Origin of the sequence: Streptomyces sp. NPDC002734, assembly GCF_040295685.1 — a bacterium.
In the GTDB taxonomy this organism is placed as follows: Bacteria; Actinomycetota; Actinomycetes; order Streptomycetales; family Streptomycetaceae; genus Streptomyces.
In genome coordinates, this window is the sequence record NZ_JBEOVU010000012.1 from 13,990 (window position 1) to 30,757 (window position 16,768).

The window sequence follows — 16,768 nt, forward strand, 5'->3', positions numbered from 1 at the left end:
GCTGTTACAGCGCGCCCTTCGTGGACGGCAGGATGCCCTCGGCGCGCGGGTCGCGCTCGGAGGCGTAGCGCAGCGCGCGGGCCAGCGCCTTGAACTGGCACTCCACGATGTGGTGGGCGTTGCGCCCGTACGGCACGTGGACGTGCAGGGCGATCTGCGCCTGCGCGACGAAGGACTCCAGGATGTGCCGGGTCATCGTCGTGTCGTAGGAGCCGATCATCGGCGCCATGTTCTCCGGCTCGGTGTGCACCAGGTAGGGGCGGCCGGAGAGGTCGACGGTGACCTGGGCGAGGGACTCGTCCAGCGGCACGGTGCAGTTGCCGAACCGGTAGATGCCGACCTTGTCGCCGAGCGCCTGCTTGAAGGCGGCGCCGATGGCGAGGGCGGTGTCCTCGATGGTGTGGTGCGAGTCGATGTGCAGGTCGCCCTCGGTGCGCACGGTCAGGTCGAACAGGCCGTGCCGGCCGAGCTGGTCCAGCATGTGGTCGTAGAAGCCGACGCCGGTGGAGATGTCGGTGCGTCCCGTCCCGTCGAGGTCGATCTCGACCAGGACCTTGGTCTCCTTGGTGGTGCGCTCGACGCGCCCGACGCGGCTCATGAGTTCTGCTCCTCGTTCTGCTTCTTCACGTCTTCCTCTGCCAGCGTGCGTACCGCCGCCAGGAAGGCGTCGTTCTCGGCGGGCGTTCCCGCGGTCACCCGCAGCCACCCGGGCACGCCGTTGTCCCGCACCAGCACGCCGTGGTCGAGGATGCGCCGCCAGGTGGCGTGCGCGTCGTCGAACCGGCCGAACTGGACGAAGTTGGCGTCGGAGTCGGTCACCTCGTAACCGAGTCCGCGGAGCTCGGCGACCAGGCGGTCGCGCTCCTTCTTCAGCTGCTCGACGTAGCCGAGCAGGGTGTCGGTGTGTTCCAGGGCGGCGAGCGCCGTGGCCTGGGTGACGGCCGACAGGTGGTACGGCAGCCGGACCAGCTGGACGGCGTCCACCACGGCGGGGTGGGCGGCGAAGTAGCCCAGGCGCAGACCCGCGGCGCCGAACGCCTTGGACATGGTCCGGGAGATCACCAGGTGCGGGCGCCCCTCCAGCAGCGGCAGCAGCGAGCTGCCGTGGCTGAACTCGACGTAGGCCTCGTCGACCACGACGATCGACGGCTTGGCGGCCTGCGCGGCCTCGTACAGGGCGAGCACCGCCTCGGCCGGCACGGCGTTGCCGGTGGGGTTGTTGGGCGTCGTGACGAACACGACGTCCGGCCGGTGCTCGGCGATCGCCTTCTCGGCCGCGGGGACGTCGACGGTGAAGTCGTCGTTGCGGGGGCCGGAGATCCAGCCGGTGCCGGTGCCGCGGGCGATCAGGGCGTGCATCGAGTACGAGGGCTCGAAGCCGATCGCGGTGCGGCCGGGTCCGCCGAAGGTCTGCAGCAGCTGCTGGAGGACCTCGTTGGAGCCGTTGGCGGCCCAGACGTTCTCCGTGCCGACCGGGGGGCCCGCGGTGTCCGTCAGGGCCGTGTCGTTGAGGTAGTCGGCGAGCCGGGTACGCAGCTCGACCGCGTCCCGGTCCGGGTAGCGGTTGAGGTGGCGCGCGGCCTCGCGGACCCGCTCGGCGATGCGCTCGACCAGCGCGTCGGGCAGCGGGTAGGGGTTCTCGTTGGTGTTCAGGCGCACCGGCACGTCGAGCTGCGGCGCGCCGTAGGGGGACTTGCCGCGCAGCTCCTCGCGTACGGGCAGGTCGTCGATGCGGATCTCGCTCACGTCGCTCACTTGCCCCCGGGTACCTTCCAGTCGAACCGCGCCTTGATCGCCGCGCCGTGGGCCGGGAGGTCCTCGGCCTCGGCGAGGGTGACGACGGTGTGCGCCACGTCGGCCAGCGCGTCTCGGCTGTAGTCGACGATGTGGATGCCGCGCAGGAAGGACTGCACGGACAGGCCCGAGGAGTGGCAGGCGCAGCCGCCGGTGGGCAGCACGTGGTTGGAGCCGGCCGCGTAGTCGCCCAGCGAGACCGGGGACCAGGGGCCGACGAAGATCGCGCCGGCGTTCTTCACGCGGTCGGCGAGCGCGGCGGCGTCGGCGGTGATGACCTCCAGGTGCTCGGCGCCGTAGGCGTCGACCACCTTCAGGCCGTCCTCGATGCCGTCGACCAGGACGATCGCGGACTGGCGGCCGGCCAGCGCCGGGGCGATCCGCTCGGTGGTGTGCTTGCTCGCCTCGACCTGCGGCTTCAGCTCGCGCTCCACCGCCTCGGCCAGCTCCTCGGAGTCGGTGACCAGCACCGCGCCGGCCAGCGGGTCGTGCTCGGCCTGGCTGATCAGGTCGGCGGCGACGTGGACCGGGTCGGCGGTGTCGTCGGCGAGGATCGCGATCTCGGTCGGGCCGGCCTCGGCGTCGATGCCGATCTTCCCGGTGAAGTACCGCTTGGCGGCGGCGACCCAGATGTTGCCGGGGCCGGTGACCATGTCGGCGGGCGGGCAGGACTCGGTGCCGTACGCGAACATCGCGACGGCGGTGGCGCCGCCGGCCGCGTAGACCTCGTCGACGCCCAGCAGGGCGCAGGCGGCGAGGATGGTGGGGTGCGGCAGCCCGCCGAACTCCTTCTGCGCCGGGGAGGCCAGCGCGATCGACTCGACGCCCGCCTCCTGGGCCGGCACCGTGTCCATGATCACGGAGGACGGGTAGACCGCGCGGCCGCCGGGCGCGTACAGGCCGACCCGCTGGACCGGCACCCACTTCTCGGTGACCGTGCCGCCGGGGGCGACCTGGGTGGTGTGGGTGGTGCGGCGCTGGGCGCGGTGGACCATGCGGACGCGCCGGATCGACTCCTCGAGGGCGGCGCGGATCTCCGGGTCCAGGCTCTCCAGCGCCTCGGCGAGCGCGGCGGCCGGGACGCGCACGGACTCCAGGCGCACGCCGTCGAACTTCTCGGCGAAGTCGATCAGTGCCGCGTCGCCACGATGATGCACGTCCTCGCAGATCGGCCGCACCTTCTCCAGGGCGGCGGACACGTCGAAGTCGGCTCGGGGCAGCAGGCTGCGCAGGGCGGGGCCCTCGGGGAGGGCGTCGCCGCGCAGATCGATTCGGGAGATCACGGCTCCAATTCTCTCAGACCCGAAAGGTGGAACGGCGTCACGTATCAACCGCTGATACGGCCGCCGCCCGCCGGGGCGGACAAAAGATCACCGTTACGCAAGGTGTCCGCGCGGTCACGTTCGGGCATGACCGCTGTACGACCAGGGGGCACCGGGAGGAGGGAGTGAGTGCCGTGACCGAGGGTGGCCCCGTCGTTCCCGACGGAATCCGTGAGCCCGGCCCGCCGCGCGACCTGACGGCGGCGGAGTCGGGGATGTGGCTGGCGTTCCGCGACGGCAGCGTCTACGACCTGCGCCACGGCGACCCCGTAGTGGACGACCCGCACGGCCGTCACCCGTGGGGCCCCGAGCGCACCGTGCGTGCCCGCGTCGTCTGCTGGCTGCTGCTGGACGGCCCGCCCGCCCTGGCCGGGCGGGTGGCCGCGCTGAAGCTGGTCGGGGTGCGGGTCACCGGGTCCCTGGACCTGGCGGGCGGCACGGTCGAGCCCTACGTGGAGATGGCGGACTGCCGCTTCGACGACGAGATCCTGCTCCCGGAGGCCAAGTTCACCACCGTGCGGCTGGAGAACTGCGCGATCCCCCGCCTGGAGGCCGCCCGCCTGCACACCGAGGGCGACCTGCACCTGCCGCGGTGCCGCTTCGCCCGCGGCATCCGGCTCTCCGACGCCCGCATCGGCACCGACCTGCTGCTCAGCCAGGCGGTGGTGCGGCACGACCGGCACGGGCGCTCGGTGTCCGCGGACGGCATGAAGGTCGGCCAGGACCTGCAGGCGGACCTGCTGGAGTCGCACGGCGAGCTGGGGCTGCGTTCGGCGGAGGTGGGCGCCTCGCTGAGCCTGCGTGGCGCGCGCCTGGCCAACCCCTACGCGCGGCTCGCGCTCAACGCTCCCCAGCTGACGGTGGGCCGCGCCCTGTACCTGACGCCCGCGGGGGTCGGATCCGCCCTGCTCGGCGGGAACACCCCGGCGCGCGGGATCCGGGTCCAGCCGTTCGACTGCCTGGGCGGGGTCCGCCTCGACGACGGGCGGTTCGGCGACTCGGTGGACCTGCGGGCCGCCAGGTTCACCCTGACGGCCGAGCAGGAGCTGTCGCTGCGCCGCGTGCAGACGCCGGAGCTGCGGTTCCTGCCGGTGCGGCCGCGGCGGGGTCGGGTGGTGCTGTCCGGGGCGCGGGTGGTGAACCTGGTGGACCGGGCGGAGAGCTGGCCGGGGCCGGGCCGCCTGCACATGGGCGGGTTCTGCTACGAGAACCTGGTGCCCCAGGGCCCCTTCACCCTGGAGCAGCGCCTGGAGTGGCTGGTCGCGGCGACCCCCGAGTACAGCCCGGAGCCCTACGAGTTGCTGGCGGCCGTGCTGCGCGGCGGCGGCGAGGACGAGGACGCCCGCGAGGTGCTGCTGGCCAAGCACCGGCGCCGCCGGGAGACCCTCCCTCCGGCGGCGAAGCTGTGGGGCTACCTCCAGGACATCGCGGTCGCCTACGGCTACCGGCCGGCCCGGGCGGCGACCTGGCTGGCGGTGCTCTGGGCCGCCAGCACCCTGCTGTTCTCCCGCTCCGAGCCGACGCCCGCCCGGGCGGAGGAGCACCCGGAGTGGTCTCCGGCGCTGTTCTCGCTGGACCTGCTGCTGCCGGTGATCGACCTCGGGCATGCCACCGCCTGGCATCTGCGGGGCGTCTGGCAGTGGCTGGCCGCCGTGCTGATCCTGCTCGGCTGGGTGATGGCCACGGCGGTGGCCGCCGGGTTCACCCGGCTGCTGGGCCGGCTCTGAGGCCCGCCCGGCGGCCGGGTGGGGCTCGACCGTGACCGGCCGGACCGGGGCCGCGGCCGGCTTCCGGCGCCGCGCGCGGGGTCCGGCACGGCGGGCGGCCGACCGCGGCGCGGGGTCCGGCCGTCGCGCGCATTAGGCTTTTGCGCCGTGACCACCCTGCGGCTGCCGCTGTTTCCCCTGAACATGGTCCTGTTCCCCGGGCTCGTGCTTCCCCTGAACGTCTTCGAGGAGCGGTATCGCGCCATGATGCGCGACCTGCTCCTGGTGCCGGAGGAGGCGCCGCGCCGGTTCGCCGTGGTCGCCATCCGGGACGGCCACGAGGTGGCGCCCAGTGCTCCAGGCATGCCCGACCCGACCACGCCGCCGGAACGGGGCCCGGCCGCCGGTTTCGCCCCGGAGCCGGGCAACTCCTTCCACTCGGTGGTCTGCGTGGCCGACGTGGCTACCATCCGCGAGCGCGCCGACGGCACCTACGAGGTGCTGGCCACCGGCACGAAGCGGGCCAGGCTGCTCTCGGTGGACGCCTCGGGGCCGTACCTGACGGGCGAGCTGGAGGAGCTGCCGGAGGAGGAGGGCGACGGCGCGGGGACGCTCGCCGAGGGGGTGCTGCGCTCCTTCCGGCAGTACCAGAAGCGGCTGGCGGGGGCGAGTGAGCGGTCGCTGACCTCGTCGGCCGAGCTGCCGGACGAACCGTCGGTGGTGTCGTACCTGGTCGCCGCGGCGATGGTGCTGGACACCCCGACCAAGCAGCGGCTGCTCCAGACCCCCGACACGGCGTCGCGGCTGCGGGACGAGCTGCGGCTGCTGCGCCGGGAGGCCTCGATCATCCGCAGCCTGCCCTCCCTCCCGGCCGGCGACCTGACCCGCACCCCCACCAGCCTCAACTGATCCGGCGGCCGGTGCGCGCGGTTCGCACCGCGGACGGCCCCCGCGCGCACTCCGCGCCCGGCACTACGCTGCGCGGGGACGCGTCCCGGCCCTTCACCGGGCGCGCGGAGCCGCACAGGACGGGAAGATGGCGAAGAAGTCGAAGAAGCAGCAGTCCGGCGGCACGCCCGCCACGGTCGCGCTGACCGAGGCCGGCGTGGCGTTCACCGTGCACGCCTACGAGCACGACCCCGCGCACCCCTCCTACGGCGAGGAGGCCGCCGAGGCGATGGGCGTGTCGCCGGAGCGGGTGTTCAAGACCCTGGTCGCGGACGTGGACGGCTCGCTGGTGGTGGCCGTCGTGCCGGTGGCCGGGTCGCTGGACCTGAAGGCGCTGGCCTCCGCGGTGGGCGGCAAGCGGGCGGCGATGGCCGACCCCACGCTGGCCGAGCGCACCACGGGGTACGTCCGGGGCGGCATCTCGCCGCTGGGCCAGCGCAAGCGGCTGCGGACGGTGCTGGACGCCTCCGCCGAGGGCCACGTGACGATCTGCGTCTCCGCCGGCCGGCGCGGCCTGGAGGTCGAGCTGTCCCCCAAGGACCTGGCCACCCTGACCTCAGCGGTACTCGCCCCGATCGGGCGGGCGTAGGGACCAGGGCAGCAGGGCGGCAGGGCAGCAGGGCAGCAGGGCAGCAGGGCAGCAGGGCAGCAGGGCAGCAGGGCAGCAGGGCGATCCTCCCAGCCGTCGCGTCCGGCCCGGGCGGAACCGGGGGCCGGGCCCGAGCCCGGCGGCGGGGCCTACTTCTGGAGACTGACCGTCGGCGCCGGGTCGTCGCCGTCGTCCCGCAGGTCGCCGCCGGACTCCTCGTCCTCGCGCGGTACGAGGAGCGCCGTGAGGGTCAGGTGGGTCAGCAGGGCGACCACCGGCCAGGCGGCCAGCGCGCTGATGGCGTGGAGTTCCAGCGGCGCGTCGAACCGGACGCCCTCGCCCACCTGGCGGGCGTGCGCCGCCACGTCGCTCGTGGGTCCGAGCGACATGCCGATCTGCCAGGCCACCAGCGACCCCAGCAGCCCGCCGAGGCAGAGCCCCACGACCACCGGCACGCCGCCGCGCCGCGCGAGCAGGAACACCGGCACCGCGCTGAGCAGTCCGAACCCCGCGGCCAGCAGGGTGAACGTTCCGGCCGCGCCGACCGACTGCTCGCCCTCGATGTCCGCGAGGAAGGCCACCCACCGGCCGTCGGCCACCTCCCCCACCAGCGGCACCCGCGGCGCCAGCCAGACCCAGAGCAGCCCCAGCAGCAGTCCGGCCGCGGTGAGCGCGCCCAGCACCAGCGCGGCCTGCCGCAGCTCGGTGCGCAGGCCGGGGCCGTCCTCCAGGTACGCCCGCAGCGCGGAGCGCGGCGCGTACCGGTGGGAGCCGCCGGCCGGCTCGCCGGCCGTGGCGCCCTCGCCGTGCCGCTCGGCGGCCTGCGACCCGCCGGGCGCCGGGGAGTCGCCGTGCACCGTGGCGCCGTCGGCGGTGCCGTCCTGGGCGGTGCCGTCCTGGGAGGAGGACTGCGGGTGCGGAGGAGGAGTCAGAGGTGCGGTCACCCTGACATCGTGCCAGGCCGGGCCGGACGGCGCGTCACCGGACGGCGGCCCTGCGGTAGGCCCAGGTGGCCACGGCCAGCGAGATGACGCCGACGACGGCGCAGACGGCGAGGTCGCCCAGCACGAGGGCCCAGTCCGGCCGCGCCCCGAAGGAGCGGGTGAACGCCTCGACCGCGTAGGTGGAGGGCAGCAGGTCCCGGGCCAGGGCGACCGCCTGCGGCATCCGGGAGGCGGGCAGCACGCCCAGCAGCAGCGCCGCGGACATGCCGAGCTGCCCCAGCAGGGTGGCCAGCTCGGGCCGGGGCGCGAGCAACCCGCAGGCCGCGCCGAGCCCGGCGAGGGCGGCCCCGGCCAGCGGGACCACGGCGGCCAGCACCCACAGGTGGGTGAGCGGCAGGCCGAAGAGCAGGCACCCGAAGACGGCCGTGACCACGGTCCCCGGGACGGTGAACGAGGCGTAGGCGGCGGCCGCGCCCAGCACCACCGCGGCGGGCGGCACGGGGAGGGTGGCGTAGTGGTCGAGCCCGCCGCCGGCCCGCAGCTGGCCGAAGTACTGGGAGAGCAGGTTGAGCGCCACGAAGGCGACGACCAGCACGGAGGAGCCGGCGACCACGGCCCGCGCCTCGTCGCCGCCGTCCACCACGCCGCGCATCAGGATCATGATGCCGACGGACTGGAAGGTGGCCACGAACAGCAGCGGGATCCGCGCGACCCGGGCCCGGGAGAGCTGGGCCCGGTAGACGGCGTCGAGGGCCGGCCACAGCCTGGTCCGGGGCCCGAGCTCGGCGCACGCCATGGGGGCGGCACCCGTCGGCTGCGGGGCCGCCGCGGGCGCCGGTACCGTGCCCGGCCGCGTCTCGGCGGGTACGACGCTCACAGGCTGCTCCTCATCGTCGACGCGGTCGCGGGCGTGCCCGGGGCCGCGGTCCGCACGCCGTCCGGGGTCCTCACGCCTTCACCAGTCCCCGGGACTCGCCGCCGAGCGCCAGGTAGACGTCCTCCAGGCTCGGCGTGGCCAGGGTGAAGTCGTCCAGCGCGGCGAAGGCGGCCCCGCCGGTGACCGCTCCGACGGCGGCGCGCGCCTCGTCGGGGGCGAGCCGCAGGGTCCAGCGGCGCCCGGACTCGACGGCGCGGCCGCGCAGCGCGGCCACCTCGGGCACGTGCAGCGGGGCGTTCTCCCGCCAGACCAGGTCGACGCGGACCTCGTCGGCGACGCGCTCCTTGAGGCCGGAGGGGGTGTCGCAGGCGATGACCCGGCCCCGGTCGAGCACGGCGACCCGGTCCAGCACGGTCTCCGCCTCGATGACGTTGTGGGTGACCAGCAGCACCGTCGCCCCGCGCTCGGCGCGGCGGCGGTCGACGGCGGACCAGACGGCGCGGCGGGCGACCGGGTCCATGCCGGTGGTCGGCTCGTCGAGGACCAGCAGGGGGCGCTCGCCGACCAGCGCGGTGGCGAAGCAGGCGAGCCGGCGCTGGCCGCCGGACAGCTTGCGCAGGGCCCGGCCGGCGAGGGGGGCGAGGCCGAGTTCGTCGAGGACGGCGTCCCGCTCGGCGCGCGCGGCGCGTACGTCGAGCCCGCGCAGCCGGCCGGTGGTCTCCACGGCCAGCGAGACGGTCAGCTCGTCCAGGGCGGTGGACTCCTGGCCGAGGTAGGCGAGGATCCGCGAGGCGCGTTCGGGATGGCGGACGATGTCGTGGCCGTAGAGGGTGACGCTGCCGCGGTCGGGCCGCATCAGCCCGGTGATCTGCCGGACAAGGGTGGATTTGCCGGCGCCGTTGGGCCCCAGCAGGCCGAAGATCTCACCGCGCCGGATCTCCAGGCTGACGGCGTCGGTGGCCCGCACCTCCGGGGTGCCGGGCGCGCCGCGGCGGCCACGGCCGGCCGGGTAGGTCTTGGTGAGGTCACGCACCGCGCACACGGCCTCGGGGCGAGGGGACGGCGGTGCGGAGCGTGCGTTCACAAGGGATGAGCCTACGGGGTGCCCGACTCGGCCCGAAATTCAACCCCGCCGCCGACGGCGCCCCGCCCGGCGCCCGGCGGGGTGCGGTTCACTCGGCGACGGCCGGGCGCTCGGCCCCGGTGTGGCTGTCGACCTCGCGCCAGAACCCCGCACGGATGGCGTAACGGTCGTGCTCGTCGATCTGGTCGTCCTTGTGCGCGAGCAGCCCGAAGCGGGCGGCGTAGCGGAGCAGTTCGCCGTCGACGCGGTGCGGGATGCGGGGGTACTCCGCGGAGAGCTTTCCCAGGCAGGCGGTGTCGGTGACCCGCTGGATCCAGCGGCGGGCGAAGACCTGGCCGACCTCGTAGGCGTCGCCGCCGACGCTGGTGATGTCCTCCTCGTGGTCGGCCCACCGCTGCTCGGCGCTGGTGAGCTGGGCCAGCGTGGGCAGGGTGGCGGCCTCGGGGGACTCGGGCGGCGTGCCGGGGCGCTCGACCCAGCCGCGGTCGGAGGACCAGCGCAGGGTGGCGGTGGCGGGCTGCGGCGCGGGGGCGGCGGTGACCGGGGGGCCGGGGGCGCGCAGGGCGGCGAGGTCCTTCGGGGTGGGCACGCCCTTGGTGGCCGGTACCCGGTCGGCGCCCCCGTCGCCGTCGCCGTCGACGGCGTTGCCGTTGGGCGGGCTTCCGTTGAGGGCGCCGCCGTTGTGGGGGCCGCCGTTGTGGGGGTTTCCGTTGACGGGGGCGGGGTGGGAGCCGTCGGGGGCGGGGGGCCGCCGGTCGGCCTGGGCCGGGGGTTCGCCGGGCGGGGCGGAGAGGATGGCGGCGATCTCGGGCCGCGGCGCGGGCTGCGGCGGGCAGGCCCCGGTCAGGTCGCGGGCGCGGACGGCCTGGGTGATCCAGGCCCGGTCGAGGACACGGCGTTCGTCGGCCTCGGCGACCAGGTCCTCGGACTGGTTGTAGTTGTTGTCGGCGGCCTGCACGGCCCAGAGGTGGACGGCGACACCGTGCTCCTTGGCGGACATCATCCCGGGCAGCAGGTCGCCGTCGCCGGTCACCAGGACGATGTCGGAGCAGGCGCGGTTGCGGGCCAGTTCGGTCAGTTCGGCGTGCATGGCCGCGTCGACGCCCTTCTGTGCCCAGCGTCCCTCGGAGCGCGTGAGGGCGCCGAGGCGGACGGTGACCCGGGGCATCACCCGCAGTCTGCGGTGCTCCGGCTGCGGGACCCGGTCGGGGGCTCCGTCGAACCAGTAGATGCGCAGCAGGGGTTGCCGGGTGTCGGCCTCCGCGCGCTCGCGCAGGCCCTGGATGAGGGCGGCGTGGTCGACGGAGATGCGGGACCGCGAGGGCTCTCCGGCGAGGAGGCTGGCGGCGGCACCCAGCAGATATCCGGCGTCCACCAGGACGATGCAGCGGTCCACGCGGTCACCCTCTTTCCTCTGTCCGGGGAGGTGTGCTTCGGGCTCGCTTCGAGTCTGCCCCAGCACGGGGGTCCACACGGCCCGAACTCGATCTTCGGCGTGGCGTTTGGCCGTGCGGCGCCGGGCCGCCGCGCTCCTTGGCGGCGCTACGCCCCAACGGGCCTGTCACAGACGGTAGTCGCCCGACATGCGTGCGTGAGCGGCCTGTGTGAGTCTGAATTCGGCTCTGGCCCACCGATTCCCCCACAGGAGGAAGATCACCATGGCCAAGAACAAGAACACCCGCAAGCCCGCCCAGCGCGCCGCCCGGTCGGACCGTCCGCAGCACCGCTCGGACGAGGCCGCGCCGCACCAGTCCACGGTCGCGCAGGTCCAGGGCAGCCCGGCGGACGTCGCGCGCAACAAGCAGCGCCGTTTCGGCCACAACTGACGCACGTCTGACGCGCACATCGCGTCCTGAGGGGCCTGCCCGGGTTCGCACCGCGAGCCGAGGCGGGCCCCTGAAGCGTTCCGCGGCCGGAGCCGGGGAGCTCGCCCCGCCAGGCGGGGGGAGCCGGTTCAGCCCGCCAGGCAGGACGGGCCGAGCAGCACCTTGAGGTCGCCGTAGAGGGCGGGGTCGGGCTTCACCCGGTGCCGGTCCAGGCGCAGCACCGTCGTCTTGCGCGGGCCCTGGAGCTTGATCCGCACCTCGCTGTCGCCCTTGTGGCTGGAGAGGATCTCCCCGAGCCGGGTCACCATGGGCGGGGTGACGCGGGTGGCCGGGATGGTGAGCACCACCGGCGCGTTGGTCCCGGCGTTGGACAGGTCGGGGACCATCAGCTCCATGGCGACCAGCCGCGGCACGTCCTCGCGCTTGTCGAGGCGGCCCTTGACGAAGACGACGGCGTCCTCGACGAGCTGGGTGGAGACCAGCTGGTAGGTGGCGGGGAAGAACATGCAGTCGATGGAGCCGGCCAGGTCCTCGACGGTGGCGATGGCCCAGGCGTTGCCCTGCTTGGTCATCTTGCGCTGGATGCCGGAGATGATGCCGCCGATGGTGACGACCGCGCCGTCCCCGTAGTCGCCGCCGGTGAGCTGCGCGATACCGGCGTCCGCCTTGTCGGACAGGACGTTCTCCAGGCCGAAGAGCGGGTGGTCGGAGACGTACAGACCGAGCATCTCCCGCTCCTGGGCGAGCAGGTAGGTCTTCTCCCACTCGTCGGTGGAGAACTCGACGTCGAGCCCGAAGCCCGGTTCGTCGGCGCCCTCGTCGCCCATGCCGCCGAAGAGGTCGAACTGGCCCTCGGCCTCCTTGCGCTTGACCTGGACCACGTTGTCGATCATCGGCTCGTACTGGGCGATCAGCCCCTTGCGGGTGTGCCCCATGGAGTCGAAGGCGCCGGCCTTGATCAGCGACTCGGTGGTGCGCTTGTTGCAGACCACGGCCTCGACCTTGTCGAGGTAGTCGGGGAAGGAGGAGAACTTCCCCTTGGCCTTGCGGGTCCTGATCACCGAGTCGACGACGTTGGAGCCGACGTTGCGGACCGCGGAGAGGCCGAAGAGGATCACGTCGTCGCCCTGGGCGGCGAAGTTGGGCTCGGACTCGTTGACGTTCGGCGGGAGCACCTTGATGCCCATGCGGCGGCACTCGTTGAGGTAGACCGCGGACTTGTCCTTGTCGTCCTTCACCGAGGTGAGCAGACCGGCCATGTACTCGGCCGGGTGGTTGGCCTTGAGGTAGGCCGTCCAGTAGGAGACCAGGCCGTAGGCGGCGGAGTGCGCCTTGTTGAACGCGTAGCCGGCGAAGGGCACCAGCACGTCCCAGAGCGCCTGGATCGCCTCGTCGCTGTAGCCGTTCTTGCGGGCGCCGGCCTGGAAGATGGTGAAGTTCTTGGCCAGTTCGTCGGGCTTCTTCTTGCCCATCACGCGACGCAGGATGTCGGCCTCGCCGAGCGAGTAGCCGGCGACGATCTGGGCGGCCTTCTGCACCTGCTCCTGGTACACGATGAGGCCGTAGGTGACCGCCAGGACCTCCTCGAGGGGCTCCTCGAGCTCCTTGTGGATCGGCGTGATCTCCTGCTGCTTGTTCTTGCGGAGCGCGTAGTTGATGTGCGAGTTCATGCCCATCGGGCCCGGCCGGTACAGGGCCGAGACGGCGGAGATGTCCTCGAAGTTGTCGGGCTTCATCATGCGCAGCAGGGAGCGCATGGGACCGCCGTCGAACTGGAAGACGCCGAGGGTGTCGCCTCGCTGGAGGAGCTCGAAGGTCGTCGGGTCGTCGAGCGGGAGGCTCAGGAGATCGATGTCGATCCCCTTGTTGGCCTTCACCATCTTGACGGCGTCGTCCATGATCGTGAGGTTGCGCAGGCCAAGGAAGTCCATCTTCAGCAGGCCGAGCGACTCGCAGCTCGGGTAGTCCCACTGCGTGATGGTGACGCCGTCGGTGTGCCGGACCCAGACCGGGACGTGGTCGGTGATGGTCTCGCTGGACATGATGACGCCGGCGGCGTGCACGCCCATCTGCCGCACCAGGCCCTCGACGCCCATGGCGGTGTCGATGACCTTCTTGACGTCCGGCTCGTTCTCGTACATCGACCGGATCTCGCCGGCCTCCGAGTAACGGGGGTGCTTGGGGTCGGTGATGCCGGAGAGCGGGATGCCCTTGCCGAGGACGTCGGCGGGCATCGCCTTGGTGAGGCGGTCGCCCATCGCGTACGGGTAGCCGAGGACGCGGGCGGAGTCCTTGATGGCGTTCTTGGCCTTGATCGTGCCGTAGGTGCCAATCATGGCGACCTTGTCGGCGCCGTACTTCTCGGTGACGTAGCGGATCACCTCGACGCGCCTGCGCTCGTCGAAGTCGATGTCGACGTCGGGCATGGAGACGCGCTCGGGGTTGAGGAAGCGCTCGAAGATCAGGCCGTGCGGGATCGGGTCGAGGTCGGTGATGCCCATCGCGTAGGCGACGATCGAGCCGGCCGCGGAGCCGCGGCCCGGGCCCACCGCGATGCCGTTGTCCTTGGCCCAGTTGATGAAGTCGGCGACCACCAGGAAGTAGCCCGGGAACCCCATCTGGATGATGACGTCCATCTCGTAGTCGGCCTGCCGCTGCCGGTCCTCGGGGATGCCGCCCGGGTAGCGGCGCTCCATGCCGCGGCGGACCTCCTCCTGGAACCAGGTGACCTCGGTGTAGCCCTCCGGGATGTCGAACTTCGGCATGAGGTCGCGCTTCTCGAACATGCCGGTGGTGTCGATCTGTTCGGCGACCAGGAGGGTGTTGCGGCAGCCCTCCTGCCAGGCGTCGGAGGAGTCGATGGCGTACATCTCCTCCGTCGACTTCAGGTAGTAGCCGGTCCCGTCGAACCTGAAGCGGTCGGGGTCGGAGAGGTTCTTGCCGGTCTGGATGCACAGCAGCGCGTCGTGGGCGGTGGCCTCGTGCGCGTAGGTGTAGTGCGAGTCGTTGGTGACCAGCGGCGGGATACCGAGCTTCTTCCCGATCTCCAGGAGGCCTTCGCGGACCCGGTGCTCGATGTCGATGCCGTGGTCCATCAGCTCCAGGAAGTACCGGTCCTTGCCGAAGATGTCCTGGTAGTCGGCGGCCGCCTTGACCGCCTCGTCGAACTGGCCGAGCCGCAGCCGGGTCTGGACCTCGCCGGAGGGGCAGCCGGTGGAGGCGATCAGCCCCTCGGACCACTGGGAGATGGTCTCCTTGTCCATCCGGGGCCACTTCTGCAGCCAGCCCTCCTTGTAGGCGTCCGAGGAGAGCCGGAAGAGGTTGTGCAGGCCGGTGGCGTTCGCCGCCCAGATGGTCTTGTGGGTGTAACCGCCGGAACCGGAGACGTCGTCGCGCTTCTGGTGCGGCTGGCCCCACTGGATCTTGCGCTTGTTGCGCCGCGACTCGGGGGCGACGTACGCCTCGATGCCGATGATCGGCGTGATCCCGGCCTTCTTCGCGCTGTGGAAGAAGTCGTAGGCCCCGTGCAGGTTGCCGTGGTCGGACATGGCGATGTGCGTCATGCCCATGTCCTGGCAGGCCTGGAACATGTCCTTGAGCCGCGCGGCACCGTCCAGCAGCGAGTACTGGGTGTGGACGTGCAGGTGCGTGAAGGGCGGCTTCGACACGGGTGGGGCCTCCTGAGGAGCACGGGTCGGGGGGTGCGCGTGGTCCGACGGGTCGGTCTCGAATTCTATGCCCCGCCGCCGACAACCCGGGGCATCGGGAACCTTCCCGGCTCCGGCCGGTGGCCACCGTCACCTTTTACCAGTCCTTTAACCAGCGGCGTGCCAGACTTTCCGCGAGATGGACAGGTCCCGGGCCCCCCTGAGAGCCGCGCGCGCGGTGCTGTTCACGGCACTGGCCGTGACGGTCGGCAGCGCGTCCCACGTGCTGCTCTCGGGCGCGCCGCTGCCGCTGTCCACCGTGGCCGCGGTCTGCGCGGCCGTCTTCGTCGCGGCCTGGGCGCTGGCCGGCCGGGAGCGGCGTTTCGGGTCGATCGCGGCCCTGCTGGTCCCCCTGGAACTCGCCGTCGACACGGTCTTCACCTCCGGCCAGCACGCCTGCTACGGCGCGGCCGGGGGGCCGGTGACCGGTCCCCTGCACTCCGTCGGCCTCGACCTGCTCTGCGCCGGGACCCCGGTGGGCGCGTCCCTGACGCCCGCGGCCTCCCCGGAGGGCGCCGCCGCGGTGCTCGCCGGGAGCGGGCCGGGCGCGGCCTGGGCGCTGCTCGCCTGCCACGTCGGGGTGGGGCTGCTGGCCGCCGCCTGGCTGAGCCGCGGCGAGCGCGCGCTGGGCCAGGTGCTGCGTGCCGTCGCCGCGACCACCTTCCGTCCGCTGCTGGTGGCCTTCGCCACCGTCGCCGCGCCCGCCGTCCGCGTGCCGCGGCCCGTCGTCCGCGCCACCGCGGCCGGGGCCCCGCGGATCCGGTACCTGGTGCGCTCCCGCGGGCTGCGCGGGCCTCCCGCCGCGTACACCGCCGCCGCCTGACCCGCGGCGCTCCCGCGCGGTTCCCCCTGCCTGGCCCCGCCGGGCCTCGTCATCGGGTCGTCCCCGCGTACGAGCGCGCCCTGACGCGCCCGCGTACGCCGTCGGCCTCACCGGTTTCCGCAGTTCCTCAGCTTGATCAACTCCTTCCTTCCCCCTTACAGGAGAACCCCATGAGCCAGCGCAACTCCCAGGCCGCCAAGAACGCCGCCCGCGAGCGCCTGCGTCAGGAGCGCGAGCGCGATGCCAAGCGCGCGAAGACCAAGCGCCAGGTCGTCGTGGCCGTGTCCGTCGTGGCCGGCCTCGCGATAGCCGGCGGCGTCGCCTACGGCATCGCCCAGGCCAACAAGCCCGAGCGCTGGGACATCGCCGAGGACGCCAAGCTGATCGCACCCGCCAACACCAGTGGCAAAAACGGTCTTGAGGTGATCATCGGTGACACCGACGCCAAGAAGACGCTGAAGATCTACGAGGACCCCCGCTGCCCGGTCTGCGCCGCCTTCGAGCAGAACGCCGGCCCTGCGGTTAAGAAGGGTGCGGAGGACGGGCAGTACAAGATCCAGTTCATTGGGGCATCTTTCCTCGATGACAAGCTCACCGGCGAGGGATCCAAGCATGCTCTCAACGCTCTCGGCGCGGCGCTGAATGTCAGTCCCGATGCCTTCTTGGACTACAAGGCAGCGCTCTACTCCGCCAAGTGGCACCCGGAGGAGACGACCGACAAGTTCGCCGATGATGAATACCTGATTAAGATCGCCGACACCGTAGACAGCCTGAAAAGCAACAAGGAATTCCAGAAGGACGTCAACGAGGGGACCTATGATAAGTGGGCGCTCGAACTCTCTGACGTCTTCAAAAAGGACAAGATCCAGGGCACCCCTACGCTCAAGATGGACGGAAAGGTCATCACAGGCCCCGACGGCAATGCACCTATGACTGAGGCCGACTTCCGACAGGCTATCGCCACAGCCTTGAAGGATTGATTCCTCATCACGGGATGACTGGGTTCGTTGGTACGGCGTGCCAGGATGCCAAGAAGGATGTACGGATCCTTCATGGTGGGCCGCCGACCGAGTGGGCATCCCATCAGCACCGAAGAATAACTACGCTTGCCCATACGGCTACTGAGACCGTAGGGCGGTGTTGCGTGG

Annotated in this window: 14 protein-coding genes; 6 read left to right on the forward strand and 8 right to left on the reverse strand. The window is 72.5% G+C overall.

The genetic code is table 11. The features are described 5' to 3' along the window. Positions 1-4 precede the first annotated feature (4 nt). Genes hisB through hisD form a run of 3 tightly spaced genes read right to left on the reverse strand, consistent with a single transcriptional unit; the run spans position 5 to position 3,077 of the window. Positions 5-598, reverse strand: a complete 594-nt coding sequence (hisB, locus tag ABT026_RS13020) for an imidazoleglycerol-phosphate dehydratase HisB (RefSeq protein WP_351114303.1) — start codon at positions 596-598, stop codon at positions 5-7. Further along, positions 595-1,746: a histidinol-phosphate transaminase gene (locus ABT026_RS13025; RefSeq protein ID WP_351114460.1), complete on the reverse strand. Its 1,152-nt coding sequence runs from the start codon at positions 1,744-1,746 to the stop codon at positions 595-597. Before ABT026_RS13025 ends, hisB begins: the two co-directional genes overlap by 4 nt. 5 nt (positions 1,747-1,751) lie before the next feature. Next, on the reverse strand, positions 1,752-3,077 hold the full coding sequence (hisD, locus tag ABT026_RS13030) for a histidinol dehydrogenase (RefSeq protein WP_351114304.1): 1,326 nt from the start codon (positions 3,075-3,077) through the stop codon (positions 1,752-1,754). Positions 3,078-3,250: 173 nt separating this feature from the next. On the opposite strand from hisD, the gene ABT026_RS13035 reads away from it, so the two are divergent. The 3 genes from ABT026_RS13035 (at position 3,251) to ybaK (ending at position 6,359) form a co-directional block, all read left to right on the forward strand. Continuing rightward, complete coding sequence (locus tag ABT026_RS13035) at positions 3,251-4,843, forward strand: oxidoreductase (RefSeq protein ID WP_351114306.1); 1,593 nt, start codon at positions 3,251-3,253, stop codon at positions 4,841-4,843. A 147-nt stretch (positions 4,844-4,990) separates the two neighbouring features. Then, positions 4,991-5,731: an LON peptidase substrate-binding domain-containing protein gene (locus ABT026_RS13040; RefSeq protein WP_351114308.1), complete on the forward strand. Its 741-nt coding sequence runs from the start codon at positions 4,991-4,993 to the stop codon at positions 5,729-5,731. Positions 5,732-5,858: 127 nt separating this feature from the next. Beyond that, the gene (gene ybaK / locus ABT026_RS13045; RefSeq protein ID WP_351114309.1) at positions 5,859-6,359 is read left to right on the forward strand and encodes a Cys-tRNA(Pro) deacylase; all 501 of its coding nucleotides are present in this window, start codon (positions 5,859-5,861) and stop codon (positions 6,357-6,359) included. A 149-nt stretch (positions 6,360-6,508) separates the two neighbouring features. On the opposite strand, the gene ABT026_RS13050 is transcribed toward ybaK, so the two are convergent. The 4 genes from ABT026_RS13050 to ABT026_RS13065 form a co-directional block, all read right to left on the reverse strand. Next, complete coding sequence (locus tag ABT026_RS13050) at positions 6,509-7,303, reverse strand: AAA family ATPase (protein WP_351114310.1); 795 nt, start codon at positions 7,301-7,303, stop codon at positions 6,509-6,511. Between the two features lie 34 nt (positions 7,304-7,337). After that, on the reverse strand, positions 7,338-8,180 hold the full coding sequence (locus ABT026_RS13055; protein WP_351114311.1) for an ABC transporter permease: 843 nt from the start codon (positions 8,178-8,180) through the stop codon (positions 7,338-7,340). A 70-nt stretch (positions 8,181-8,250) separates the two neighbouring features. Further along, positions 8,251-9,222, reverse strand: a complete 972-nt coding sequence (locus ABT026_RS13060) for an ABC transporter ATP-binding protein (RefSeq protein ID WP_351114461.1) — start codon at positions 9,220-9,222, stop codon at positions 8,251-8,253. 130 nt (positions 9,223-9,352) lie between these two features. Further along, positions 9,353-10,660 carry an NYN domain-containing protein gene (locus tag ABT026_RS13065; protein WP_351114312.1) on the reverse strand — a complete coding sequence of 436 codons (1,308 nt, stop codon included), beginning with the start codon at positions 10,658-10,660 and terminating at the stop codon, positions 9,353-9,355. A gap of 262 nt (positions 10,661-10,922) precedes the next feature. On the opposite strand from ABT026_RS13065, the gene ABT026_RS13070 reads away from it, so the two are divergent. Then, positions 10,923-11,090 carry a hypothetical protein gene (locus ABT026_RS13070; protein ID WP_351114313.1) on the forward strand — a complete coding sequence of 56 codons (168 nt, stop codon included), beginning with the start codon at positions 10,923-10,925 and terminating at the stop codon, positions 11,088-11,090. Positions 11,091-11,218: 128 nt separating this feature from the next. Here the strand turns inward: ABT026_RS13070 and dnaE are convergent, their stop codons facing one another. Further along, a complete protein-coding gene (gene dnaE, locus ABT026_RS13075; protein WP_351114315.1) occupies positions 11,219-14,758 on the reverse strand; it encodes a DNA polymerase III subunit alpha in 3,540 nt (1,179 codons plus the stop codon). A 178-nt stretch (positions 14,759-14,936) separates the two neighbouring features. Between dnaE and ABT026_RS13080 the strand changes: the two genes are divergently transcribed. Together ABT026_RS13080 and ABT026_RS13085 are read left to right on the forward strand one after the other, a co-directional pair. Then, positions 14,937-15,620, forward strand: coding sequence for a hypothetical protein (locus ABT026_RS13080; protein ID WP_351114316.1), 684 nt, complete (start codon positions 14,937-14,939; stop codon positions 15,618-15,620). A gap of 170 nt (positions 15,621-15,790) precedes the next feature. Continuing rightward, complete coding sequence (locus ABT026_RS13085) at positions 15,791-16,600, forward strand: thioredoxin domain-containing protein (RefSeq protein ID WP_351114317.1); 810 nt, start codon at positions 15,791-15,793, stop codon at positions 16,598-16,600. Positions 16,601-16,768 lie beyond the last annotated feature (168 nt).